Origin of the sequence: Agrobacterium tumefaciens (assembly GCF_017726655.1) — a bacterium.
GTDB lineage: Bacteria > Pseudomonadota > Alphaproteobacteria > Rhizobiales > Rhizobiaceae > Agrobacterium > Agrobacterium tumefaciens_B.
Genome location: NZ_CP072309.1, coordinates 538,753 through 562,506, shown reverse-complemented (window position 1 = coordinate 562,506; position 23,754 = coordinate 538,753). Strand labels below are relative to the sequence as shown.

Genomic DNA, 23,754 nt, shown 5'->3' with positions numbered 1-23,754 from the left:
TGTTTTTCACCGAGGAGTGACCTCATGAAACCTTATCACTGGGAATCTCATCACGGAAATTTCGGTGACGATCTCAACCTCTGGCTGTGGGACTTCCTGCTCCCGGGTCTGCGCGACGTGCATGACGATGTCATGCTCGTCGGTGTCGGCACCGTGCTCAACGACGTTCTTTTGCCTGGAAAACAGCGCAAGCTGGTGATCGGTAGCGGTTATGGTTATGGCGCGGTGCCGGATACCAGCACCGAGTTCTGGGATATTCGTTGCGTGCGCGGCGAAAAAACCGCCGCCAAGTTGGGACTCGCGCCTGAAAAGGGCATTGTCGACCCCGCCGTCATGGTCACGGAGATGCCTGACTTCAAAAACCTGCCCAAACTTTACAAGAAGACCTTCGTTCCCCATTGGGAATCGGCGGAGTTCGGCATGTGGGAAACGGTCTGTGAGCCAGCAGGCCTCACCTATCTTGACCCGCGCGGCGAAGCGAAAGCGGTCATCCGCGCCATTGCCCAGTCTGAATTCATCGTGGCTGAATCCATGCATGGTGCAATTCTGGCGGATGCCTTTCGCGTGCCGTGGGTTGCCGTCAGCACCTCGCCTTCGATCAACAGCTTCAAATGGAGCGACTGGGCCGGCAGCGTCGGCGTGGAGTATCAGCCGCGTTATGTGCCCGTTTCGACCCGCGCAGAGGCGGCGAAAAAAGGCTCGCGTTTCTGGGGCATGAGCTTCCCGCCACCACCGCCACCTGTCGTCGCCGAGCCTGGTTCGGTTTCTCCGCATGAGGGCGCCGCGCATGAAGGCGAAGTGCTGGTACGCCCACAGGAAACGCAATCTCGCTCGCTGCGAAAACTCGCCAAGCAGGTGCTGGCGGCCCCTTCCACGCTGGCGCTTTGGCAGGCCAGCCGCGCAGAACCCCGCCTCAGCCCGGACGGCCGACTGGAGGAGCGGAAGGAACGTTTCTCGGCGGTTCTAGACACTGTGAAGCGGGATTATTTTTAAGCATGTATCCGGAAAATGCGGCAGCATTGTTCAGGCCGCATTTGCTGGATATCCGACGCCGGAAAGGCAATCGGCGCCTTCGGCGCCGACGGTGGTTATCAGGCAGCCTTCTTCATTGAAGTTGGCCGTCACGCTGAAATGTCGATGATCCCGCAGTCTCCCGCCTCGGAGGCAAAGGCGAGCAGTTTGCCGGTGGCGCTCCAGTCCATGCTGGTGATCGCGCCTTTCCCGGGGCGGCGCAGCAGGGCTTCCTTGCCGTCGGCGAGGCGCACGCCGAGAATCATGCCGTCGATGAAGCCAATGGCGAGAACGTCTTCCACCGGGTGGAAGGCGACGTTGGTGGCGAGGATGTTGGCGCGGCTGCCGAGTTCTTCCGGGGCCTTACCCATCGGGCCGTCCTTGCCGGAGAAGGGCCAGACGATCGCGGCTGGCGCGCCTGATGAGGCGAGCCATTTGCCCTTTGCCGACCATGATACGGATTTAACCTTGGCGGGATAACCGGTCATGCGCATATGGCGCGCTTCCATGCCGCCTTTCGTGGCTTCCATCTTCCAGCCATGCAGGGCATTTTCCTGCATGGTGGTGACGAGGAACTTGCCGTCTGGCGAAAAGGTGACGCCGGTGTGCGCACCCTTCCATTCGAGATCGACGGGATCGCCCGCGGTTGCCACCCAGTGGAGCGTCACGCCGTTATAACGGGCAACGGCAATCCGTAGGCCCTTGGGTGCGAAGGCGATCGCCTCCACTGTGCGCTCTTCCTTGAATTCCTTGACCGTGCCGTCCGAGAGACGCACGAAGCTGGACTTGCCGACGCCATAAGCGACCGCTTTCTGCGGACCGCCGGCGACGACGCCAACCCATTTGCGCGGCACGTTGGCGATCTCGCTGATGCTGCCATCATGGCCGATGCGCAGCACGCGCCCATCTTCACCGCCAGAAAGCAGCGTGGCGCTGTAAGGGTCACGAATGCAGGTCAGAAGCCCGTCATGTGCCTCCGTTACCTTCTCGCCGCCATCCAGCCGGTGAATGGTGCCGGCGGCGGTGGCAAACAGCGGAATGTCGCCGAGAAAATGGGTCGAGACCACGTGGCCTTCGATATCAAGCGGGGCAACAGTCGGCATGGGGCATTGGTCTTTCGTATCTGTGTTTTCTGCGGTGGGTTCGGTCTCAAACCAAAGTCACGAAGATCCGCTAACGCGGCTCCGCACCCTGGCGTCGAGGTCGGCATTCGGGGCGAACCCCGGAGCCTCCGACCGTCTCCATGCTGTCGGCATCGGGTCCTCGGGTCAAGCCCGAGGACGACGCCGGAGGTCGCTAGGGGTGCCGAGAAACCGGTAAAGCATCTCGGTGCCGCCCTTGAAACCCTATGCCGTGGCGAGGCAGGCGTTAAAGCTTTTCTCCAGCTTCTCGCGGTCCAGTTCACGGCCGATGAAGACGAGGCGGCTTTCGCGCTTTTCATCTTCCTTCCAAGGACGCTGGTGGTCGCCCTCGATGATCATGTGCACGCCCTGCACCACGTAACGCTCCGCGTCGCCTTTGAAAGCAATAATGCCCTTCAGGCGCAGGATGTTGGGCCCATCGACCTGCGTCACCTTTTGAATCCACGGGAAGAAGCGCTCAGGATTCATCTCGCCGCCGCGCAGCGAAACCGACTGCACCGTGACGTCATGGATTGGCGAAACTGCGCCATGGTGGTGATCGTGGCCATGGTCGTGATCATGGTGATGATGCGCGTGGTCGTGGTCATGATCGTAGTGGTGATGGTCATGATCATGGTGGTGGTCGCAATCGGGGCCGCAGACGTGGTCGTCATGGCCATGCTCGAGGAAATGCGGATCGTTCTCGAGCGCGCGCTCGAGATTGAATGCGCCCTGGTCGAGAACGCGGGCAAGATCGACGCCGGAGCGCGTGGTCTTGTAGATGCGGGCGGAAGGATTGATGGCGCGCACGATATCTTCGATGCGGGCGACTTCCTCGGGCGAAACGAGATCGGTCTTGTTGACGATGACGACGTCGGCGAAGGCGATCTGGTCTTCAGCCTCGCGACTGTCCTTCAGCCGCAGCGGCAGGTGCTTGGCGTCAACGAGGGCAACGACGGCATCGAGCTCGGTCTTGGCGCGCACATCGTCATCCATGAAGAAGGTCTGGGCGACGGGCACCGGGTCGGCGAGCCCCGTCGTTTCCACAATGATGCCGTCGAAACGGCCGGGCCGGCGCATCAGGCCTTCCACGACGCGGATGAGGTCACCACGCACCGTGCAGCACACGCAGCCATTGTTCATTTCATAGATTTCTTCATCGGATTCGACGATCAGATCGTTGTCGATGCCGATCTCACCGAATTCATTGACGATGACAGCGTATTTCTTTCCGTGGTTCTCGGAGAGAATGCGGTTGAGAAGCGTCGTCTTGCCTGCACCGAGATATCCCGTCAGGACGGTGACTGGAATGGGCTTGGCTGCTGCTGTTTCGGTCATGGAAAACCCCGTGTGGAGAGAGGCCTGATCGCCTCAGGAAGATGTGTTGACGTCCATATAGGCGCGACGCCGCGGCAGTTCAAAGAGATTTTGGTCGAATTCGGCCGTGCCACTCAAGTTTTGTTATGAAATAACGTTATGTCAAAAGCCTGGATATCTTCAAGCAGTTCGAGAAGGCCGTTGACCGCATGGGAAATGAGCCTCTCGCCCTTTTGCGCGGTCGCGGCGGCGGCATTTCCGGCAACGCCATCCGGGTTGAGGTCGCTCATCAGCCAGCCGAAGGCGTGGGGACCGTAGGCGCGCAGATGCTTGAAACGTTGGGTGAAATCACTCTGCCGCGACGGGAAATTGGCGGCCTTTTTCATCGCCACACGCTCGGGGTGAAGCGCCAGCATGACGGAGGTCTCGATATCGCCGCCATGGATATCGATTGCCTTGTCTTCGGGGGTGATGACATTTGCGGGCACGCCGAAGCGCGTCCAGCTCGTCGCCACGGCGAGCATGCCGAAACGGACGCGGGCCTCGGTGGCGACGATGGTCATCAGTGGTGAATTGCCGCCATGAGCGTTCAGCATCACAAATTTGCGCACGCCCTTTTTATATTCCGCCTCCGCAATGCCGAGCCAGCGTTCGACGGCTTCAGCGTAACCCAGCGTCTTCGTGCCGGGCACATTCATGTGCTCGATGGAATAACCGACGGGCTCTGCCGGCAGGAAAGAAACAGGAAGATGGCGGGGCAGCGCGGCAGCGAGCCGGGTGACGATTCCTTCTGCAATCAGTGTGTCGGTCTCGAAGGGCAGGTGCGGCCCGTGTTGCTCATGGGCGCCGAGCGGCAGCACGGAAATTGCCCCTGTTGCGCGAAGATCGGGCTCTGTTACGTTTTCGTCGTGATAATGCGTGTATGAGTTTGGCATCTGGCAGTCCGCGCATGCATTCGATAAGGATTTCCAGCAGCATATATCGGTTCCGCCACAGGGTAAAAGGCACTCGCATATGAGCAAGGACAAAAGCGCCAAGAAGGACAAGGGCAGCAAGAAGGCCAAGGAAGGGAAGAAAAACAGGGAAGAGAATTTCAACCCGGAGGAACTGGCGCAGTCCATTACCCAGGCTGCCCGCTCCATGCGCACGGCGCTCAGCCATAGCCTTGCCGAAAGCGGCCTTTATGCCGGACAGGACGGCGTCATTCTCGCTCTGGCGCAGGAAGGCAGCCTGACACCGGGACAGATCGCCCAGAAACTGGGCGTCAAGGCACCCACCATGACGCGCACCATCGGTCGCATGGAAGCCCAGGGGTTCGTGGAGCGTAGCGGCGATGAAGAAGACGGCCGCGTTACGCTGGTGAAGCTGACGGAAGCGGGTTTGAAGAGCGTCGACCATATCAACAACTCAATCGCCACTTGCAGCGAGCGCGCGATATCGGGTTTTTCTGCCAAAGACATTCGTAACGTCGTCAGGCTTCTCAAAGCTATCGACGCAAATCTTCAATGAATTTATTTGATTTTTAAATCTGTCCTGAATTTTTGTAAGCGTTCCTTAAACGGGTTGCGGATTTCATTTAAATTGTTTAATTGCAGTTTAAATGGACATGCGCCGTTGACATGCGTTTAGGGAGGAATGCCATGGCACAAAAGGTTAAACTGTCGACGATTGCCGAGAGTCTCGGTCTTTCGACTGCCACCATTTCTCTGGCATTGCGCGACAGTCCACTGGTAGCATCCGATACGCGCGACAAGATCAAGGAACAGGCGCGGGCACTGGGTTATATCTATAACCGTCGCGCCGCCAGCCTGCGCACGTCGCGCTCGGGTATTGTCGGGGTTGTCTTCCATGATGTGATGAACCCCTTTTACGGCGAAATCCTGAAAGCCATCGAAAGCGAACTCGATCGCAGTCGCCAAACCTTCATCCTGTCCAACCATTATGATTCGGTGGAAAAGCAGCGCACCTTCATCGAGACGCTGCTGCAGCTCGGGTCTGACGGCATCATCATGTCCCCGGCGATCGGTACGCCGATCGAGGACATGACGCTCGCCGAAGAGAACGGCATGCCCGCCATTCTCGTGGCCCGCTCCATGGACGGCGTCGATATGCCGACCTATCGTGGTGACGACAGCTACGGCATTTCGCTCGCCACCAATCACCTGATCAGCCTCGGCCACCGCACTATCGCCATGGTTGGCGGCACTGACCAGACCTCGACCGGCCGTGATCGTTACCAGGGTTATGTCAACGCGCTACGCAAGGCGGGCATCGAGGTTGATCCGAACCTGCGCATCCCCGGCCCGCGCTCCAAGCAGGGCGGCTTCGAGGCAGCTGTTCATTTCCTGTCGCTGCCGCAGAAGCCGACGGCTGCCGTTTGCTGGAACGATCTCGTCGCCATCGGGCTGATGAACGGCATCTCCCGCGCCGGTCTGGTGCCAGGTGTCGATATATCGGTCACCGGTTACGACGATCTGGAGGAAGCTGCCATCGCCACCCCGGCGCTGACCACCGTTTCCAACGGCCAGGCCGAGGTTGGGCGCCTGGCAGCTCGGGCGCTGCTGGACCGGCTCGCGGGCAGCCATGAACCTGACGGCATTCATCTCATCAAGCCGGAAATGCGAATCCGGCAATCGACCGGCCCGGTGCGGCCGCGGGTGTGAGCTCGGTATCGCTTTTATCAGTTATTCCGACCCTGAGCCGGCTGACTGCGCGTTGCCCATAGTCGCCGGCGACGTTTCCTTCCTCCGTCATACCGGCCTTGAGCCGGTATCCAGCAAGCCCAAGTCATTGGGCTGAAAAGACTCTTCTCGCCGCGCGGACGCGCTGCGGCTCAATTCCGGCTCAGGGCCGGAATGACGGAAGCTATATGTTTACGTCCTCCCCATAGCTTTTTCGATTTGAACCGGACAGTCGTGGATCCGGTCCGTTTGCCGGTGGCGGACGCCACAAAAAATCGGCATGAAACCTCTGTCTGCCCCATAACATCCCCTAATTGGCCTTTTCACGGCAGCCGTTGTTTGAAAAGATCGCGGCCGGAAGGGGCGGGGTGGCGAGTAGTTTGACTGCAACCCGCTCCGGCTATTGGAATGTTATCAGGAGGAATATCCGCTCATGTCTGACAAAAAGGCCGTCGTTCTCGTTCCCGGCAAGATCAATCCGCGCGTTCTCGAACGCCTCGAAGGCAAGGTCGAGATCGTTGCTGCGCCTGCGGGCGCCGAGCCGGTTCTGCCTGAGGGTGCGGCCGAGCGCGTCAACGCCATTGCTGTTTCCGGCGCCGTCAACGCCAATTGGATCGATGCCCTGCCGAAGCTCGAGATTATCGCCAATTTCGGCGTGGGCTACGACGGTGTCGACGCCAAGCATGCGGCGACGCGCGGCATCGTGGTGACAAATACGCCTGATGTGCTGAATGACGAAGTGGCGGATACGACGATTGCTCTGCTTATCAACACGGTGCGCCGTCTTTATCAGGCCGAAACCTGGCTGCGGGAGGGCAAATGGGCTGGGGAAGGTCCGTTCGCACTGTCGCCGTTCTCGCTGCGCGGCCGCAAGGTGGGGCTGTTCGGAATGGGCCGCATCGGCCAGGAAATCGCCAAGCGCCTGGAGCCGTTCAAGGTGGAGATCAGTTACCACACGCGTAGCAAGCGGGATGAACTCTCCTACACCTATTATGGCTCACTGAAACAAATGGCTGAGGCCGTCGATACGCTGATCTGTATCGTGCCGGGCACGCCGCAAACACACAAGGCGATCAATACCGAAATCCTGACGGCGCTCGGACCTGAAGGTATATTCATCAATGTCGGCCGCGGCTCCAGCGTTGATGAGGACGCGCTTCTTGAGGCGTTGCAGAGTGGCGCCTTGGGAGCTGCCGGGCTCGACGTTTTTTACGCCGAACCGAAGGTGCCGGAAACCTTCCTGTCGCTTCCAAATGTGTCCCTGCTGCCGCATGTTGCCTCCGCCTCGGTTCCGACGCGCAATGCCATGGCCGATCTGGTGGCCGATAATATTCTCGGCTGGTTCAGGGACGGCAAGGTGCTGACGCCGGTGCCGGAAACGCCCGTCAAGGAATGATACTTCCTGCGTCGGCTCCTGGCCCATGAAAAGGCGATCCACGCCCTTGAGGGCCATCTCACTGCCGCCGGGCCAAACCTCGTGGCAGCGAGACTTGCTGGATCACCCGGGGAAACGCGCCTATCTCTTCGAAAAGGCCCTGACCAACTCCGCGTCCTGCTGGAGATTATCGAGCCACGTTGGATCGAGCTTGGGCACCGAGGAGAACAGCAGCTTGGAGTAGGGGTGGGTGGGCGATTTGATCGCTTCCGTCTCCAGATGCTCGACCTTCTGCCCGCCATACATCACAACGATCTCGTCGCAGATGGTTTCGACGACCGAGAGATCGTGGCTGATGAAGATGTAGGAAAGGTTCAGTTCCCGCTGCAACTCGCCGAGAAGATCGATGATGGCAGCTGCAACAACGGTATCCAGTGCCGAGGTGATTTCATCGCAGATGATCAGTGAAGGATCGGCAGCAAGGGCGCGGGCGAAGTTGATGCGCTGCTTTTGCCCACCGGAAAGGCCGGATGGGTGGCGATGGCGCACCGATCGCGGCAGCTTCACCATATCAAGAAGCTGGTCGATCCGCACATCGCGCACCTTGCCTTTCATGCCGTGGTAAAAGGTCAGTGGCCGGCCGAGGATGTCTTCGATCGATTTTGATGGATTGAGTGCCGTATCCGCATATTGAAAGACGATCTGCATGCGACGCAGCTGGTCGCTGGTTCGACGCCGAGCGTCAGGGTGCAGTTCGCGACCTTCGAAGATGACATGGCCGCTCGCCGCCGGCAGAATGCCGGCGATGGCGCGAGCAAGCGTGGATTTTCCGCAGCCAGATTCCCCGATGATGCCGAGGTTGCGGCCGGGATAGACCGCGAGACTGACCGTATCCACCGCCCGGACCAGCGGCATCTTGTCGTCACCCCTATTGCCATAACCGGCGATCAGATTTTCAATATCCAGCAGCGGTTTTGCCCGTTCCTGCGTGGACGGCGCAACCGCGCGAACCTTGTCATGGAATGCCGTCAGCAATTCTCTCGTGTAAGGGTGCTGCGCATTTTCAAGAATTTCCGTCGTGGTGCCCGTTTCCTTGATCTCGCCGCCCTTCAGCACGACGATGCGGTCGGCGATCTGGGCGACGACGGCGAGATCGTGCGACACGTAAACGCCGCTAATGCCACCCTTGCGCATGGCCGATTTGAAGGCGCGCAGCACTTCGATCTGGGTCGTCACGTCAAGGGCGGTCGTCGGTTCGTCAAAAATCACCAGCTTCGGGTTGCCGATCAACGCCATGGCGGCGGAGAGGCGTTGCAACTGACCGCCCGAAACCTGATGCGGGTAACGCTCCCCGATGGTTTCAGGGTTTGGCAAGGACAGTGCCTTGAAAAGGTCGACGGCGCGGATGCGCGCCTCCTGCGGGGGCATCAGATGGTGGATACGGGTGACTTCTATCACCTGTTCGATGATCTTCTGCGCCGGGTTGAAGGCGGCGGCGGCGCTTTGCGGTACGTAGGTCACATTTGTGCCACGCACCTTGGCGCGCTCTGCTTCGGAGAGCTGCACCATGTCCCGCCCGGCAACGGTGACACTGCCGCCTGAAATGCGGCAGCCGGGTCGGGCATAACCCATCAGGGTCAGGGCGATGGTCGTCTTACCAGAACCGCTTTCGCCGATCAGCGCGACGATCTCGCCATCGGCGATGTCGATGTCGACGCCCTTGATGATCTCGATCCGGCGACCGGAATCGGTGGTCGCTTCGACCTTCAGTCCGCGAATTTCAACCAGATTGCTCATGCTTCCCTCCTGTCGCGGATTTTCTGCGGCAAGTTGTCGATCAGAAGGTTGACGCTGATCGTCAGGCTGGCAATGGCGATCGAGGGGAATATGACGGCTGGTGCCGCAAAGGGCAGACCACCGATGTTTTCGCGCACCAGCGCGCCCCAATCCGCATTTGGCGGCTGCAGGCCGAGGCCGAGGAAGGAAAGCCCGGACAAGAGCAGAACGATGAAAACGAACCGCACGCCGAGATCGGCAAGTACGGGACGGATGATGTTCGGCAGTATTTCTGCGCCGATAAGGTAGAGAAGGTTTTCGCCGCGAACGCGAGCAACGGTGACAAAGTCCATGGTGTTGACGTTGACAGCGAGTGCCCGGGCGAAACGATAGGCGCCCGGCGTGTATATGACGGACAGCGTGATGATCAGCACCGGAATGGACGACCCCACCGCGGCGACGACGACGAGGCCGAAAAGCTTGCTCGGAATGGAGTTCACCGCATCCAGAAATCGGCTCAGCGCCGCATCGAACCAGCCGCCGATGACGGCGGCGCACATGCCGAGTACGACGCCGCAGGTGCAGGCGATGGTGACAGCCGCGAGCGAAATGCCGACTGTGAAGCGCGCACCCATCAAGATGCGGGAGAAGACGTCACGGCCGAGATAATCGGAACCGAGCCAGAGATCTGACGTCATCGGCCCGAAGTAATCGAAATCGACGATTTCACCGACCGGATGCGGAATGAGATAGGGGGCGAAAATCGCAACCATCGCCCAGAGGAAAATGACGAGAAAGCCGAAAACGCCGACTGCGTTGATCTTGTAACCCAAACGCGAAGTTCCCTGATATGTCTTGATATGATCGGTCATCAGCGCAGCCTTGGATTGGACATGATGGCGATGATGTCAGCTGTCGTGATGAGGAGGAGATAACCGACGCAGAAGATCATCGCGCAGGTCTGGATCAGCGGCAGGTCACGGGTTGCCACACCATCGACCATCAGTTTGGCGATGCCGGGATAGTTGAAGATCGTCTCGACGATGATAACGCCGCCCACGAGATAGGAGAGCGACAGCGCGACCGCATTGACGATGGGGCCCAGCGCGTTGGGCAGCGCATGACGCAGCACGATGCGCATGCGTGGAGCGCCCTTCAGAAGTGCCATTTCCACATAAGGAGTATCCAGGGTCTCGATCACCGCGGCACGGCTCATCCGGATCATCTGCGCCGAAACGACGAAGGTAAGCGCGATGACCGGCATGGCATAAACGCGCAGCACATCGAATAGCGTATGAACCTCGCTAACCAGTGACAATGCCGGTAGCCATTTCAGATAAACGGCAAACAGGAGGACGGCGAGCGTGGCGATCATGAATTCCGGCACGGAGATGACGCCAATTGTGAGAATTGTGACAACCCGATCATAAAGCGTTCCGCGCAGCATGGCGGAGCTGATGCCGAGCGTGAGCGCCAGCGGCACGGCAATGATGGTGGTGATGCCGGCAAGTTTCATGGAATTGACGAAACGGGGGCCGATGAGATCGGCGATCGCCATGTTGTTGGCGTAGGACGTGCCAAGTTCGCCGTGCAGCAGGCCGACAAGCCAGCGCACGAAACGTAGAAGGGCCGGATCATCAAGATGCATCGCGGTCCGCAGACCCGCCACCGCCTCCGGCGTGGCAGCCTGGCCGAGGAGGATCGTCGCGGTATCGCCGGGCAGCAGGCTGGTGGCGGAAAAGACGATAAACGACACAATCAGCAGCGTCGTCAGCATGACGACCAGCCGCCTGGCGATAAGAGACAATATTCGGCTGTTCATTCAAGATGCTCCTGCGACCGGCCCTTATTGTGGAGGCTTCCCGCATCGGCGGAAAGGTCGCCGGGCACTTGAATGCCCGGCTCCATGGTCTATCAGGCTTCGAGCCAGACGTATTCCGCAAACGCGTACCCCATCATGCCGCCAAGCGGATTTGCTTCCAAACCCTTCAGCTTGGAGGAGATCGCGTCGACATTCGAAATATAGGCCGGAATGATGGTGCCGGCTTCATCGGCAATCATCGCCTGCATTTCGAAATAGATTTGCTTGCGCTTTTCCATGTCGAGCAGGCCGCGGGCCTCTAGCATCATCTTGTCGAACTTTTCCGACTTGTACTGGCTTTCGTTCCAGGGTGCATCGGAGGCGTAGAGCAGGGAGAAGAGGATGTCCGGTGTCGGGCGCGGGTTGATGTTGCCGAAGTGTATCGGTGCCTTCAGCCAGTAATTGCTCCAGTAGCCATCCGATGGCACCCGTTGTACGTCGAGCTTGACGCCGATTTGTGCGGCCGAAGCCTGCATGATCATTGCCATGTCGATGGATGATCCTGCCGCATCCGATGCGATGACCGGAATGGACTGACCGATGACGCCGGCTTTTTCGAAATGAAACTTTGCCTTGTCCAGATCGAAGGCCTTCGGTTTGAGGTCCGGGTTGTGATAGGGGCTCATGGGCGGAACGGGCTGGTCGTTGCCAACTTCACCGAGGCCGCGCAGCGCCGCCTTGACGATCTGCTCGCGATTGATCAGCGATTTCATGCCCGCAACGAAGTCGATTTTGTTGCCGGGTGCCTGATCAAGCCGAATGTTGAGGTTGGTATAATTTCCGGACGTCGTCTTGGACATGACGACGCCGTCCTGTTTGTCGAGCAGGCGAAGCGCACGTGGATTGATGGCGGCAGCAAGCTGGATGTCGCCGGAAAGAAGGGCGTTGACGCGTGCATTGTCGTCGGAAATCGCCATGAACTCAAAACTGTCGAGATGCGGACCGCCGGACTTCCAGTAATTCGCATTCTTTGCCATGACGGAGCGAACGCCGGGCTCGAATTTCTCGAGCTTGAACGCACCGGTGCCATTGCCTTTGGAGAAGTCCGTAGCGCCATCGGCAACGATCATGAAGTGATGCAGCGCAAGGATGGATGGCAGGTCGGCGTTCGGGTTTGCCAGCGTAATTTCGACGGTGTTTTTGTCGACCGCCTTGAAACCGGTCATTTGAGCCGCGATCTTGGCGACCTTGGAGCCGACAGCGGGATCGAGGTGACGCTTAAGCGAATAGACCACGTCATCGGCCGTCAAAGACTTGCCGTCATGGAAGGTGACGCCGGAACGCAATTTGACCGTCCACGTTTTGGCATCTTTCGTTTCGATGGATTCGGCCAGCTCCATCTGCGGTGTGCCGGAAACGTCGAGAAAGGTAAGCCGGCTATAAAGGGCGCAGCAACGGACATAATCCGTCGAAAGCGAGGCCTTTGCGGGGTCGAGCGTATCGGCGGTGGAGGAGGACCATCCGGCCGCCTTTAACGAGCCACCGGAAACCGGTGTTGCCGCCACGGCCTTCGAGGCGCGGCCGAGGATGGCCGAACCGGCCGAAAGGGCCACGCCACCCGCCAGCATCATGTGAAGCAGCTCACGCCGCGTCGCGCCGCGGCGGATCGCCTGTTCAACGGCGGCATCGTCAGAGCGGGTCCAGTTTGTAATCCTGTCACTCATGGTATTCCCCTTTTGTATTTGTTGAAATCCGATTGAAAAATACTCGACACCGCAGGGCGGTTCGCGCTGCGTCTTCTGGAGTATGGCTTAACCGGCTGCTTGTCTCGTCGCTTCGGCAAGGCCAGCCATCGACGTGAAGTGATAGTCCGGCTCCGTAAAATTCTCCGGCTCTATCGTGCCGCCATAGCCCTTCTGGGCGTGGCGACGCTCGATCCAACAATTCGTCATGCCCAGTTTCCGGGAAATGCCGATATCGTGGTACTGGCTTTGCGCGACGTGCAGAATGTCGTCCTTCGATGCGCCCTCGCTTTCGACGAAAGCAAATACCTTTTCGAAGAAGGCCGGATCGGGTTTTTCCGTGCCCGTGTCATCCGCCGTGAAGGCGGCATGAAAGGGATTGCCAAGCTCCTTCGAAAAATAGTCGAAGGCCCAGCGCTGGGCATTGGTCATGGCGATGAGGCGATGTGTCTTTGCCAGTTCTGCCATTGCGGCGCGGCTGTCTTCAAAGCCTTTCCAGTCTTTTGCCGCATCACGCAGGCGCTCGCCGAACGCCCGCTCTGCCGGCAGGCCAAGTTCGGGGGCAATGATCAGGTAGACACGGACGAGATCGTCCGGAAACAGATCGGTCGCATCGGAATACCGGGCAGCGCGGTAGAGCGCGAGCGCTTTTTCGCCACCGACCTCCACGCCGTTTTCCGTACCGATCGCTGCCAGGGTCGATTTCAGGCCACCTTCGAAATCGATGAGGGTGCCCACCACGTCGAAGCTCATATATTTGAAGTCGCTCAGTTTCTTGGGCAATGTGGGTCTCCACTTTGCTGCCTCGGCCTCTTGGGACGGCTGCGGCAGATTATTCTGTTCCCGGACGAGATCCTTGTCCCGTTCCCATTTTGTCGTTACGCCCTTTTTTATGGCGTTTGTTGCGGTCTACAGTGCTAGTTTGGCACCTTCGGCGCGCGGGATACGCCGAATTGGATCAGCTGTTCGGCAGAATATTGCGAATAAGTGGGGCGTTGCGACATTTCCAGAGGGCGCCGCAACGCAGTTTACTTTCGCCTCAGGCCATGGCTGCGCGTACGGCCGGGTCTCCAAGCGTCTGGTCCAGTGTCTTGCGCGTCCGCTCAATGATGGCGTCAATATCGCTATCGGTGCAGCAAAGCGGCGGCGCATAGCCGAGGATGCCATTCGCGAAGGCCCGCACGATGAGGCCGTTTTCCCACGCGCGGTCGAAAACTTTTCGCGCGGGGGCAGCCGCGGCCGGCAAAGGAGTCTTCCTGTCCTTGTCGGTCACGAGTTCGATGGCGGCAAGCATGCCACGGCCGCGCACGTCGCCCACCAGCGGGTGGCTTCTCAAGCCCTCAAGTCCGGCCATCAATCGCGCACCGGCGCGACGGCCATTCTCCAGCAGTCCGCCTTCGTAAAGTTTCAGCACTTCCAGACCGACAGCCGCGCTGACGGGGTGGGCGGAATAAGTATATCCGTGCCCGATGGCAGCCTCGCCAGCAAAGTCGGCTATTGTATCATAAACGTGGTCGGCCATGAAGACGGCGCCCATAGGCACATAGCCTGACGTGAGGCCTTTGGCTGTCGTGATGAAATCAGGCACGATGTCCTCGTCGGCACACGCAAAAAGCGGTCCTGTACGACCGAAGCCGGTGATGACTTCATCGGCGACGAAAAGAATGCCATAGGAGCGGCAGAGTTCGCGCATAGCCTTGATCCATCCCGGCGGTGGCACCAGAACGCCGCCCGAGCCCTGAATGGGTTCTGCGTAAAAGGCGGCGACACGATCCGGGCCGATGGACTCGATCTTTTCTTTCAGGATTTGCAGGGAGGAGGCGATGATGGCCGCCGGATCGCTGCCAACAGGGTTGCGGTAGGCATAGTGCGACGGAATTTTGTGCTGCCAGTCGTATGGCACGCCGAAGCCGGCGTGGAACGCGGGCAGGGCCGTCAAGCCTGAGCCGGCCGTGGCGGAGCCGTGATACCCCTGTTCGATGGAAATGAACTGGTCGCGCTGCGGCTCCCCTTTCGCGTGCCAGTAATAACGGATGAATCTGATGGTGCTGTCCACCGCGTCGGACCCGCCAAGCGTGAAGTAGATGTGGTTGAGATCACCGGGTGCGCGGTCGGCAAGCTCAGAGGCCAGCCGGATTGCGGGTTCGCTTCCGATATCGAAATAGGCCGTCGCATAGGGCAATTCCCGCATCTGCCTTGCCGCCGCCTCAACGATGCTGTCGTGTCCGTAACCGGCATTGACACACCATAGCCCTGCAAAGCCATCGATCAGCTGATGACCTGTCATGTCGGTGACGGTGGCGCCTTTCGCCGATTGGAGCACCCGCACGCCAAGCTTTTCATGGCCGCGGAAGGACGAGACCGGATGCACCAGATGGGCGCGGTCCAGTTCGATCAGTGAATTGCTTAGCATGTGTTTCTCCCGGTTCAGCCCAGCGCCTGGCTGGTCAATGCGAATGTTTTCAATCTCTTTTCAGAAGGTAGTTCGGTCGTTGACCGGCGCATGGCAATGCCGCCGCCGACATGGGCAAGGCCCTGTTCCGCAAGCCACGAACCGAGCCCAGCCTTGACGGTTGTATCCACACGCAGGAATGCGCCAGGGCGTTCCGACATCGCGAATGCAATCAAATCTTTTGCAATTTCAATGTCTTCGGCCACGACCGGACCGATGACTTCGCCGCGACCGAAGGTACGCATTGCCGCAAATCCCTGAATGACGCCTTCGCTCCTCACCGTCGCGAAACGTGCCCTTTGCGCAAGTGCCGCAAAAAGCGGTGTCCGATCTGCGCCGAAAGCCTCTGCATCAAGTGTCGCAAGTTCGGCCGCGTCGATGTTTGGCGCCCAGGCTACATTTTCCGGTTTGGTGGGGGTCTTCGGAATTCCCTGATGCTGAACCACCTGACCCCAGGCGACGAATCCCAGTTTTTCATAAAGCGGCAGCCCATCGGCAGTGGCGACCAGACGGCATTCACGATCGTCGGCGGCGTCGAGCGCCGCATCCATCAATTTGCGTCCAAGGCCCCGGCCGCGCATGCTTTCATCCACGATCACCATGTTGACGGTGGCGCAGCGTTCTCCGAGCAGCGTTGCCATCGCCGTTCCGACGACGCGCCCGTCGTCAACGGCAACGAAACCTTTGCTGATGGAAAGGACCATCGCCCAGTCCTCTTTCCGGTGCGGCCATCCGGCCTGGCGGGAAAGTTCAACGGCCGCATCAAGATGGTCCGCTTGAAAAGGTTGGATATCGATCAGGCTCGCCTGCATGTCGGAACTCCGTTTTTCTGCTCATTCATTGATAGACTGGTGCCGGAAGAAGATTGTCCTGACAAATGGGAAGGTTCGATATGTTTCGCTGTTGCTTTTATCCGCCGCCGCATCTTATGCCGCGTCCACGTCGCGCCGGCCGGGAAGGTAGAAAGTGGAGAAAGCAGCTGGCCCGCCCCCGCGCAACTCTCTGCCAAACCGGCGGCCGCATACGCAACAATCTGCTTCCATGAGCGTCAATTGCGGTGCGCCGATCAGCCAAAGGCCTCTATGATCTGGTTATTGCAGCCACCACCAATCCCCAAGCAAGGATGACGACGAGATGACCACCTTCCGCCCGAAATACATCACATTCGATTGCCACGGCACGCTCATTCATTTCCAGATGGCAGAGGCTGCCCGCGATCTCTATGGTGATCGTCTGGGAGAGGCGGAGATGGAAGAGTTCATCAGGAATTTTTCCGCCTATCGACTGGACGAGGTCATGCATGACTGGAAACCCTATGCAGACGTCGTTCACAACGCCCTGTGGCGCACCTGCAAGCGCAATGGTGTAGCCTTCAAGGATGAAGATGCAGCAATGGTCTATGAGCGGGTTCCGACGTGGGGGCCGCATGCGGACGTTCCGGCGGGTCTTTCCAAGGTCGCCAAGGAAATCCCACTCGTCATTCTGTCCAACGCCATGAACTCGCAGATCATGTCGAATGTCGCCAAACTCGGAGCACCGTTTCATGCGGTCTATACGGCCGAGCAGGCGCAGGCCTATAAGCCGCATTTCAAGGCTTTCGAATATATGTTCGACATGCTCGGTTGCGGTCCGGAGGAAATCCTGCACGTTTCGTCCTCGTTCCGTTACGATCTGATGTCCGCGCATGATCTCGGCATTAAGAACAAGGTCTGGGTCAACCGTGGCCATGAACCTGCAAATCCCTATTACGGTTATACGGAAATTTCAGACATTTCCGGTCTTGCGGCCGTTGTCGGACTGTAAGAGAGGACATTGATCATGAAGCTCGTCTCCTATTGGCACGACACGGCGCCGCTGTTTGCTGGAGCGGCGCAAGGTCCTGTCGAAGGCCATTATGATGTGGCCGTCATTGGCGGCGGCTTCACGGGTCTCGGTGCTGCGCGCCAGCTTGCAAAAGCCGGTGCGCGCGTCGTCGTTCTGGAAGGGCAGCGCGTCGGCTGGGGTGCTTCGGGTCGCAACGGTGGCCATCTGAACAATGGCCTTGCCCATTCCTACCTCTCTGCCAAGGCAGAACTCGGCAAGGAGCGCGCCATCGCGCTCTATCAGGCGCTCGATGCCTCCATCGATACGCTGGAAAGCCTCATCGCCGAGGAAAATATCGACTGCAATTTCCGCCGGGCCGGCAAGCTCAAGATGGCATCGAAGCCCCAGCATTTCGAAGGCCTTGCCCGGAATTTCGAAGCGGTTCACGCCGAGGTGGATCCCGATACGGCGCTGTTGTCAGAGGCGGAACTGAAGGCGGAAATCGGCTCGCCTTTTTATGGCGCCATGCTTTCGAAAAAGAGCGCCATGATGCATATGGGCCGTTATGTCGCTGGCCTTGCGCAAGCCGCCAGCCGTCATGGCGCGGTAATTTTTGAAAACGCAGCCGTGACGAAACATGTCCAGAACGGCGGGATGCATGAACTGGAGACCGCGCGTGGCAAGCTGACGGCAGACAATGTTTTGGTCGCCACCGGCGCCTATACGCCCTCCGGCTTCGGTTACTTCCGCCGGCGCATCATCGCCGTTGGCAGCTTCATCATCGCCACGCGGCCGCTGACGGATGCCGAAATCAAAGCCTCGGTTCCCGGCAACCGCACCTATGTCAACACTATGAATATCGGCAATTATTTCCGTCTTGCGCCGGACAATCGTTTGATTTTCGGCGGCCGCGCCCGTTTTTCCGCGACATCCGATCAGCGTTCCGATGCCAAGAGCGGCGCAATCCTGCAGGACAGCCTGCACCGCATCTTCCCGCAACTCGCCCATGTACCAATCGATTATTGCTGGGGCGGACTGGTGGACATGACCAAGGACCGTTACCCGCGCGCCGGTTTCCATGACGGCGTCTGGTACGCCATGGGCTATTCCGGCCATGGCGCGCAACTCTCGACGCATCTCGGCATGATCATGGCCGACGCCATTCTCGGACGTCCGGACAACAATCCGCTGAAGGGTCTGGACTGGCCAGCGGTGCCCGGGCACTTCGGAAAACCGTGGTTTTTGCCGCTGGTGGGCTTTTATTACAAGATGCTGGACAAGTTTCAGTAAAACCCGGCAATTGGGACCTGAGCCCCATCGGGCCCGCGCTGAATTTGGCGGAGAGTTTGAGCGGAGCAGGTCGGGCCGGCGGCAGTACCTAAATCGTTCTTTAGGAAACCGGCGTGCCTTGCAGCAGGTAACGCACGTCGCGAACCGGCGGCGATTTGCGGAAGCGGGCGGTTTTGTCGCTCCAGATGCCGCGCGCAATGGCGGGCAGGGCTGGTAGTCGTGAAAGGGCGTGGCTCAGCGCGCCGCCCATGCCGCTTTCTTTCTTTGCATCCAGAAAATGACGAAGCTCGAATTTGGCGCGGATATGTTTTTCATGCTCGCGCAGGATCGCCGTTTCCTCTGGAGACAAGCGGCAGCTGCCGAGAATGGCCCTGTCGGCTTCATAGAGAAGGCGAAGATCTTCGGTGCGGTGTTTGCCGCTTAGCGAGTTGCCCCGCACGATTGCGCCGTAACCACAATGGCGGATGACCTTGTATCGCGCACCGGCCGCAAGCGCGCGGACATAAAGTTCGTAATCCTCGCCAAGCCGAAGGGCCTCGTCATAACGCAGCGCATGTTTGTCGAGAAAGGCGCGGCGGATCACGGGTTTCAGAAAGCCGGTCTCCCCGCGCTCCACACCGGGTCTTGAGATATTGCCTTCGACGAATTCAACGAGCGACAGAAATCCGGCCTGCGGCTCGAACCGGGCCGGTTGCATGGAAGATGCGCCTGGAAAGGATTGTTGGATAAAGGCGATGTTATCGGCCACCAGATCCCAGTCGTCATCGGCCAGCATGGCGGCGAAGCGACCTCGGAAAAAGAAGTCATCCGCGTCGAGAATGCTGATCAGCGGTGCAGATGAAATTGAAATCGCGTGATTGCGCGCGGCCGAAGGGCCACGATTGACGTCGAAACGTACGACCCGAAGACGGCCCGTAGCGTCGTCCGCTCTGTGAGCCACATCGCTTGTCTTATCCGTGGAGCCATCGTCGATCACCACGACTTCTCCGACCTCCGGTTCCGCAAGCGCGGAGCGGATGGCGATATCGATCGTGTCAGACGCATTTTTCGCAGCGATGATGACGCAAATGGGCTGTGAACCGCTCACCATGTGTTGTCCTTCTGCCTTGAACACCGTCAGGATATGGCCAGCAGAAAGTGTCAGGCGTATGGATGCAAGCGATTTTTTGCGGCGCAACAAAATAAGCGCCGCATAGGGTCACATATCGGAGAGTTTGGCTCCATGCGGCGGCGCGCTCTTGGCCGTGTCAACCGCAATGATATCGGCATTGCGGTCGCGCAAAAAGGTCTCACGCATTCTGCGCTTTTCGCGGGCAACGAGAACCAGAATCCCGATAAAATAGCCAATCTGGAGGATAACGGCGCAGACGAGGGTCTGAATGAGAGCCGTGTAGAACGACCCGTGGATGAAATATGTCGCGATGGCAAAGGCAAGCAAGGCACCAATCATGCTGAAAAAGACACGAGGTGCATACATGTTGCTCTCCTCCCGAGAACGATTTCTCCGCTCTTGACTGCTCTGCTGCATTTTTCTTCTTTGAAGGAAATATACGATGAGACCGGTGCTGTTTCAACACACATATACTTCTTCTAGGGGTTGCAGCATGAAATTTCGGTAATCTTGATTGGTAAATTCCTTGGTAATCGTGGAATTTTTCGATCAAGCCCGTTTCCACCGGCCGTCCTTGCGTCTGAGACAGCTAAAATACGTCTTAAGCGGCCAATTGCAGGGGGCCTTCGCGTTCTGCAGACTTCGTTAACCATCTCGCCTTTAAAAAGTCGGTATTGATTCCTCGAAGACCAGGGTGACCGCGTGACAACGAGTTCAGAAGTAATCGCTTTCCCGGCAAAAAACCGTATTGCCGACGTCAAACGCTGCGCGACGATGCTCGATCGGCTGCATGGCGCGGAGGCAAACGACTTCTGGCGCACGGAGTGCCGCAGCCTGGCCGCCCGCCTGACTGCCCTTGGCTATGACGATGCTGCTATGCGGCGGGAGGTCATGGAGTTTCAAAATGCCGTTCAGGCAGAATTGTGGTCGAGCGATGCTGCGCCGGAGGCGCGCCGCGACAGCCACTAAAGGCTTTCAATCCGTGATGCATAAAGCCGACGGGTAATGCACCTGCCGGCTTTTTGCTGGTCTCTTAAAAACTCAGGAAGCGCCGGCAGCGCCGCGTGTGCGGGCAACGCCATCAAGTGCGGGTTTGTACTTCGGATCAAGCCTTGCCGCATGCGCGTAGGACTTGGCAGCCTTGGCCATTTCACCACGTCGCTCGTAGACTAGCGCCTGGTTTGCCCAGGATTCCGCAACATTGCCATCAAGCGAGATCGCGTGGTTGAAGTCGGCAAACGCGTTTTCGTCGTCGTTAAGCGCGACGTAGGAAAGTCCGCGGCCGTTATAGGGCTCAGGCGACGTCGATGACAGCGAGATGGCCTTGGAGAAATCTTCAATGGCCTGCGCATGCTGGTTGCGCAGCTGGTAGATCAGGCCCCGATTGTGCCAAGCGCGGCCGTCAGTGGTTTCCAGCTCGATGGCGCGGGAAAAGTCATTGAAAGCTTCGTTCACACGGCCCGACTGACGATAGAGATTACCGCGGCCGATCAGCGCCACATCATAGCTCGGGTTGATCTGCAGCGCGGCATTGTAATCCTGCAGGGCCTGCTGTTGCTGGCCGCTGTTGCGATACACCAGTGCGCGGTTGGCATAGGCCTGGTAAAAGCGAGGGTTCAGCTGCAGCGCCCTGTTGAAATCTTCAATGGCGCGGCGCGAATCGCCAGCCCGGCCATAAGCCGAACCACGCACATTGTAGCCCTCCGGATCCTGCGGATTGGCGTTGATGACCGACGTGAGAGATGCGATATTTTCCTGCGAGCCCTGCGCGCGGTCGATCCGGAACACATCGTCAGTCTGGTTGGATGTCGCGCAGCCGGAAAGACCCGCAAGCACGGTGCAGACCACAAGAGAAGCGCGAAACCCTCTGTTGCTCATTAACGGTATCCGGCGCTTGGAGGCATCGGACATTTTCACAACACAGGCGTCGACAGCGATCATTCGATGTGGGTTCCCTCGCAGGCCGGTCTCATGAACATTCTCCGACCACAAACACAAAGAGCGGTGACGAACTGATCGCCCCCGCCCAACAAGCATTCAAAAACGTCCAAAAGACGGCCTGTTAACGACCTGAGCGGGCGCCAGCGACCAAACCTTCGCGCTGTGCACGCTTGCGCGCAAGCTTACGGACGCGGCGAACGGCTTCGGCCTTTTCGCGGACGCGCTTCTCGGAGGGCTTTTCGAAGAAATCGCGCATCTTCATTTCACGGAAAATGCCTTCGCGCTGCATCTTTTTCTTCAGGGCGCGGAGCGCCTGATCGACGTTATTGTCGCGGACTAGTACCTGCACGTGTATCCTGTTCCTTTAATTTTGCTGTCTTGCTGGGCGAATAAAGGTATTCGCACGCAAATAAAATTCGTTCATCCGGCCGTAAGGCGGGGCGATTGATCGCGTGGAATATCAGATCATTGGCAACAAGTCCAGCCGCAGACGCATAATCCGCCTGTAAAACGCCTCCAGCAGACGATTCCTGTCGCGATGTCGAAACAAAATCATTGCGGCGTCGCAAAATGGATATTGCCTCCCATCCTGATTTGCCATGTGTAATGATATGGACCGGAACGATGTTGCCGGTCTCTTGCCGGTTCTTAAGGAGCAGACCGAGAATGCGCAAATATTCCGTTTTTGCCGTGGCGCGTGAGGCGCTCAGGGGTCATAAAGGGTGGGATGCGCAATGGGCCTCACCTGAGCCGCGCAAGGAGTATGATGTCATCATCATTGGCGGCGGCGGTCACGGTCTGGGTGCTGCCTATTATCTTGCCAAGGAACACGGTATTACCAATGTCGCAGTTCTCGAAAAAGGCTGGCTCGGCGGCGGCAATACCGGGCGCAACACCACCATTATCCGCTCCAACTATCTCTATGAAGAGAGCATGGATATTTACGAGCACTCCCTGAAGCTTTGGGAAGGCTTGAGCCAGGATCTCAATTACAACGTCATGTATTCGGCGCGCGGCGTGATGATGCTGTCGCACAATATCCATGATCGGCAGTCCTTCAGCCGTCATATCAATGCCAACAGACTCTATGGCATCGACAACGAGTGGCTGACGCCAGAGCAGGCAAAGGCGTATTGTCCGCCGCTCGATATATCAGGCAATGCGCGTTACCCGATCAATGGCGCTGCCCTTCAGCGTCGCGGCGGCACGGCTCGCCATGACGCTGTCGCCTGGGGCTATGCGCGTGCTGCTTCCGATCGTGGCGTGCACATCATCCAGAATTGCGAGGTCACGGGCATTCGCCGCGGGCCGGACGGAGCGGTGACGGGTGTGGAGACCAATCGCGGTTTCATCGGCGCCAAGAAAATCGGCGTTTCCGCCGCCGGCCATTCGTCCGTGATCATGAAGATGGCTGACGTTCGTGTTCCGCTGCACTCAAACCCGCTGCAGGCGCTGGTGTCGGAGCCGCTAAAACCGATCTTCCCCTGTGTCGTCATGTCCAACACGGTGCATGCCTATATTTCGCAATCCGACAAGGGCGAGTTGGTCATCGGTGCCGGTACCGACCAGTATAATTCCTATTCGCAGACCGGTGGTCTCCAGATCATCACCCATACGCTGGACGCCATCTGCGAGCTGTTCCCGATCTTCCGGCGCGTGAAAATGATGCGCCAATGGGGCGGCATTACCGATAACACACCCGATCGGTCCGCCATCCAGAGCGTGACACCGGTGCCGAATCTCTTCGTCAATTGCGGCTGGGGCACGGGCGGCTTCAAGGCGACGCCGGGTTCGGCCAATCTCTTCGCGCATCTCATCGCCCGCGGGGAACCGCATCGTCTGGCGGCTGGCCTGACGCTCGACCGGTTCCGCACAGGCCGGCTGATCGATGAGGCTGCTGCTGCGGCGGTGGCGCATTGATGCTGGCGGCGGCCATGCTTGCGATCAACGTCTCCGGTGCGGCCGACGTCGTGCCTGCCGTCAGCGTCATTCCCGATGCAAAGGATTTCCGCAGCCAGAAAATCCAGAAGATGCAGGGCGAGAAAGACTGGCCCTTCATGGCGGAAAAAGGCCTGCTTTTGTGTGCTCCAAGCCTCGCGAACAAGATGGTCTATTTTGTCGGCGAGAAGGAGGATGGCGAGCAGGACTATCCCTTCGCGATCGATACCGACATGATGGCGGTTGCCATCGTCAATCTGGGCCGGGCCTCGGCGCTGCGCCCCTTCGATAATTTCGAGCAGCTTTTAAAGCGGCTTTCCCCCTTCGTAGCCATGGGGAAGCGGCTGTGTGACCAACCCGCCGGAACGATCCTTCCGGAAAATTCTCTCTAGGTG

Annotated in this window: 23 protein-coding genes; 9 read left to right on the top strand and 14 right to left on the bottom strand. The window is 58.7% G+C overall.

The window, feature by feature from the left end; translation table 11 throughout:
* Window positions 1–24: 24 nt before the first annotated feature.
* Window positions 25–993, top strand: a complete 969-nt coding sequence (locus AT6N2_RS16695; protein ID WP_063947137.1) for a polysaccharide pyruvyl transferase family protein — start codon at window positions 25–27, stop codon at window positions 991–993.
* 128 nt (window positions 994–1,121) lie between these two features.
* Here the strand turns inward: AT6N2_RS16695 and AT6N2_RS16690 are convergent, their stop codons facing one another.
* The 3 genes from AT6N2_RS16690 to AT6N2_RS16680 form a co-directional block, all read right to left on the bottom strand.
* Entirely contained in the window at window positions 1,122–2,114 is a 993-nt protein-coding gene (locus AT6N2_RS16690) for a WD40 repeat domain-containing protein (protein WP_063947138.1), read from the bottom strand.
* A 243-nt stretch (window positions 2,115–2,357) separates the two neighbouring features.
* Complete coding sequence (locus AT6N2_RS16685; RefSeq protein WP_209090292.1) at window positions 2,358–3,470, bottom strand: CobW family GTP-binding protein; 1,113 nt, start codon at window positions 3,468–3,470, stop codon at window positions 2,358–2,360.
* Window positions 3,471–3,583: 113 nt separating this feature from the next.
* Window positions 3,584–4,384: a creatininase family protein gene (locus tag AT6N2_RS16680; RefSeq protein ID WP_209090291.1), complete on the bottom strand. Its 801-nt coding sequence runs from the start codon at window positions 4,382–4,384 to the stop codon at window positions 3,584–3,586.
* Between the two features lie 79 nt (window positions 4,385–4,463).
* Between AT6N2_RS16680 and AT6N2_RS16675 the strand changes: the two genes are divergently transcribed.
* The 3 genes from AT6N2_RS16675 (at window position 4,464) to AT6N2_RS16665 (ending at window position 7,526) form a co-directional block, all read left to right on the top strand.
* Window positions 4,464–4,958, top strand: a complete 495-nt coding sequence (locus tag AT6N2_RS16675; protein WP_063947141.1) for a MarR family winged helix-turn-helix transcriptional regulator — start codon at window positions 4,464–4,466, stop codon at window positions 4,956–4,958.
* A gap of 131 nt (window positions 4,959–5,089) precedes the next feature.
* Window positions 5,090–6,112 (top strand): LacI family DNA-binding transcriptional regulator, encoded by a 1,023-nt coding sequence (locus tag AT6N2_RS16670; protein ID WP_004433466.1) that lies wholly within the window; start codon window positions 5,090–5,092, stop codon window positions 6,110–6,112.
* A 451-nt stretch (window positions 6,113–6,563) separates the two neighbouring features.
* Window positions 6,564–7,526, top strand: coding sequence for a 2-hydroxyacid dehydrogenase (locus AT6N2_RS16665; RefSeq protein WP_209090289.1), 963 nt, complete (start codon window positions 6,564–6,566; stop codon window positions 7,524–7,526).
* Between the two features lie 120 nt (window positions 7,527–7,646).
* Here AT6N2_RS16665 and AT6N2_RS16660 read toward each other — a convergent pair whose 3' ends face one another.
* The 7 genes from AT6N2_RS16660 to AT6N2_RS16630 form a co-directional block, all read right to left on the bottom strand.
* Window positions 7,647–9,302 (bottom strand): ABC transporter ATP-binding protein, encoded by a 1,656-nt coding sequence (locus AT6N2_RS16660; RefSeq protein WP_209090287.1) that lies wholly within the window; start codon window positions 9,300–9,302, stop codon window positions 7,647–7,649.
* A complete protein-coding gene (locus AT6N2_RS16655; RefSeq protein WP_209090285.1) occupies window positions 9,299–10,153 on the bottom strand; it encodes an ABC transporter permease in 855 nt (284 codons plus the stop codon). The genes AT6N2_RS16660 and AT6N2_RS16655 overlap by 4 nt, the downstream gene beginning before the upstream one ends.
* On the bottom strand, window positions 10,153–11,103 hold the full coding sequence (locus AT6N2_RS16650) for an ABC transporter permease (RefSeq protein WP_209090283.1): 951 nt from the start codon (window positions 11,101–11,103) through the stop codon (window positions 10,153–10,155). Before AT6N2_RS16650 ends, AT6N2_RS16655 begins: the two co-directional genes overlap by 1 nt.
* A gap of 92 nt (window positions 11,104–11,195) precedes the next feature.
* Complete coding sequence (locus tag AT6N2_RS16645; RefSeq protein ID WP_209090281.1) at window positions 11,196–12,806, bottom strand: ABC transporter substrate-binding protein; 1,611 nt, start codon at window positions 12,804–12,806, stop codon at window positions 11,196–11,198.
* Window positions 12,807–12,893: 87 nt separating this feature from the next.
* A complete protein-coding gene (locus tag AT6N2_RS16640; protein ID WP_209090279.1) occupies window positions 12,894–13,607 on the bottom strand; it encodes an HAD-IA family hydrolase in 714 nt (237 codons plus the stop codon).
* A gap of 256 nt (window positions 13,608–13,863) precedes the next feature.
* Complete coding sequence (locus tag AT6N2_RS16635) at window positions 13,864–15,237, bottom strand: aspartate aminotransferase family protein (RefSeq protein WP_209090278.1); 1,374 nt, start codon at window positions 15,235–15,237, stop codon at window positions 13,864–13,866.
* Window positions 15,238–15,251: 14 nt separating this feature from the next.
* The gene (locus AT6N2_RS16630) at window positions 15,252–16,088 is read right to left on the bottom strand and encodes a GNAT family N-acetyltransferase (RefSeq protein ID WP_209090276.1); all 837 of its coding nucleotides are present in this window, start codon (window positions 16,086–16,088) and stop codon (window positions 15,252–15,254) included.
* Window positions 16,089–16,410: 322 nt separating this feature from the next.
* Between AT6N2_RS16630 and AT6N2_RS16625 the strand changes: the two genes are divergently transcribed.
* Both AT6N2_RS16625 and AT6N2_RS16620 read left to right on the top strand, forming a co-directional pair.
* Window positions 16,411–17,079, top strand: a complete 669-nt coding sequence (locus AT6N2_RS16625) for a haloacid dehalogenase type II (protein WP_209090275.1) — start codon at window positions 16,411–16,413, stop codon at window positions 17,077–17,079.
* A gap of 15 nt (window positions 17,080–17,094) precedes the next feature.
* A complete protein-coding gene (locus AT6N2_RS16620) occupies window positions 17,095–18,369 on the top strand; it encodes an NAD(P)/FAD-dependent oxidoreductase (protein ID WP_209090274.1) in 1,275 nt (424 codons plus the stop codon).
* Between the two features lie 100 nt (window positions 18,370–18,469).
* On the opposite strand, the gene AT6N2_RS16615 is transcribed toward AT6N2_RS16620, so the two are convergent.
* Together AT6N2_RS16615 and AT6N2_RS16610 are read right to left on the bottom strand one after the other, a co-directional pair.
* Window positions 18,470–19,459 (bottom strand): glycosyltransferase family 2 protein, encoded by a 990-nt coding sequence (locus tag AT6N2_RS16615; RefSeq protein ID WP_209090273.1) that lies wholly within the window; start codon window positions 19,457–19,459, stop codon window positions 18,470–18,472.
* A gap of 108 nt (window positions 19,460–19,567) precedes the next feature.
* The gene (locus AT6N2_RS16610; RefSeq protein ID WP_209090272.1) at window positions 19,568–19,846 is read right to left on the bottom strand and encodes an exopolysaccharide production repressor protein; all 279 of its coding nucleotides are present in this window, start codon (window positions 19,844–19,846) and stop codon (window positions 19,568–19,570) included.
* 336 nt (window positions 19,847–20,182) lie between these two features.
* Here AT6N2_RS16610 and AT6N2_RS16605 point away from each other — a divergent pair, with 336 nt between their 5' ends.
* Complete coding sequence (locus AT6N2_RS16605; RefSeq protein ID WP_063947153.1) at window positions 20,183–20,449, top strand: DUF6074 family protein; 267 nt, start codon at window positions 20,183–20,185, stop codon at window positions 20,447–20,449.
* A 72-nt stretch (window positions 20,450–20,521) separates the two neighbouring features.
* On the opposite strand, the gene AT6N2_RS16600 is transcribed toward AT6N2_RS16605, so the two are convergent.
* Both AT6N2_RS16600 and rpsU read right to left on the bottom strand, forming a co-directional pair.
* A complete protein-coding gene (locus AT6N2_RS16600) occupies window positions 20,522–21,391 on the bottom strand; it encodes a tetratricopeptide repeat protein (protein WP_425292755.1) in 870 nt (289 codons plus the stop codon).
* Window positions 21,392–21,542: 151 nt separating this feature from the next.
* Window positions 21,543–21,770: a 30S ribosomal protein S21 gene (gene rpsU / locus AT6N2_RS16595; protein WP_209090271.1), complete on the bottom strand. Its 228-nt coding sequence runs from the start codon at window positions 21,768–21,770 to the stop codon at window positions 21,543–21,545.
* Between the two features lie 317 nt (window positions 21,771–22,087).
* Here rpsU and AT6N2_RS16590 point away from each other — a divergent pair, with 317 nt between their 5' ends.
* Entirely contained in the window at window positions 22,088–23,341 is a 1,254-nt protein-coding gene (locus AT6N2_RS16590; protein ID WP_209090270.1) for a sarcosine oxidase subunit beta family protein, read from the top strand.
* Entirely contained in the window at window positions 23,341–23,751 is a 411-nt protein-coding gene (locus AT6N2_RS16585; RefSeq protein ID WP_209090269.1) for a hypothetical protein, read from the top strand. The genes AT6N2_RS16590 and AT6N2_RS16585 overlap by 1 nt, the downstream gene beginning before the upstream one ends.
* Window positions 23,752–23,754 lie beyond the last annotated feature (3 nt).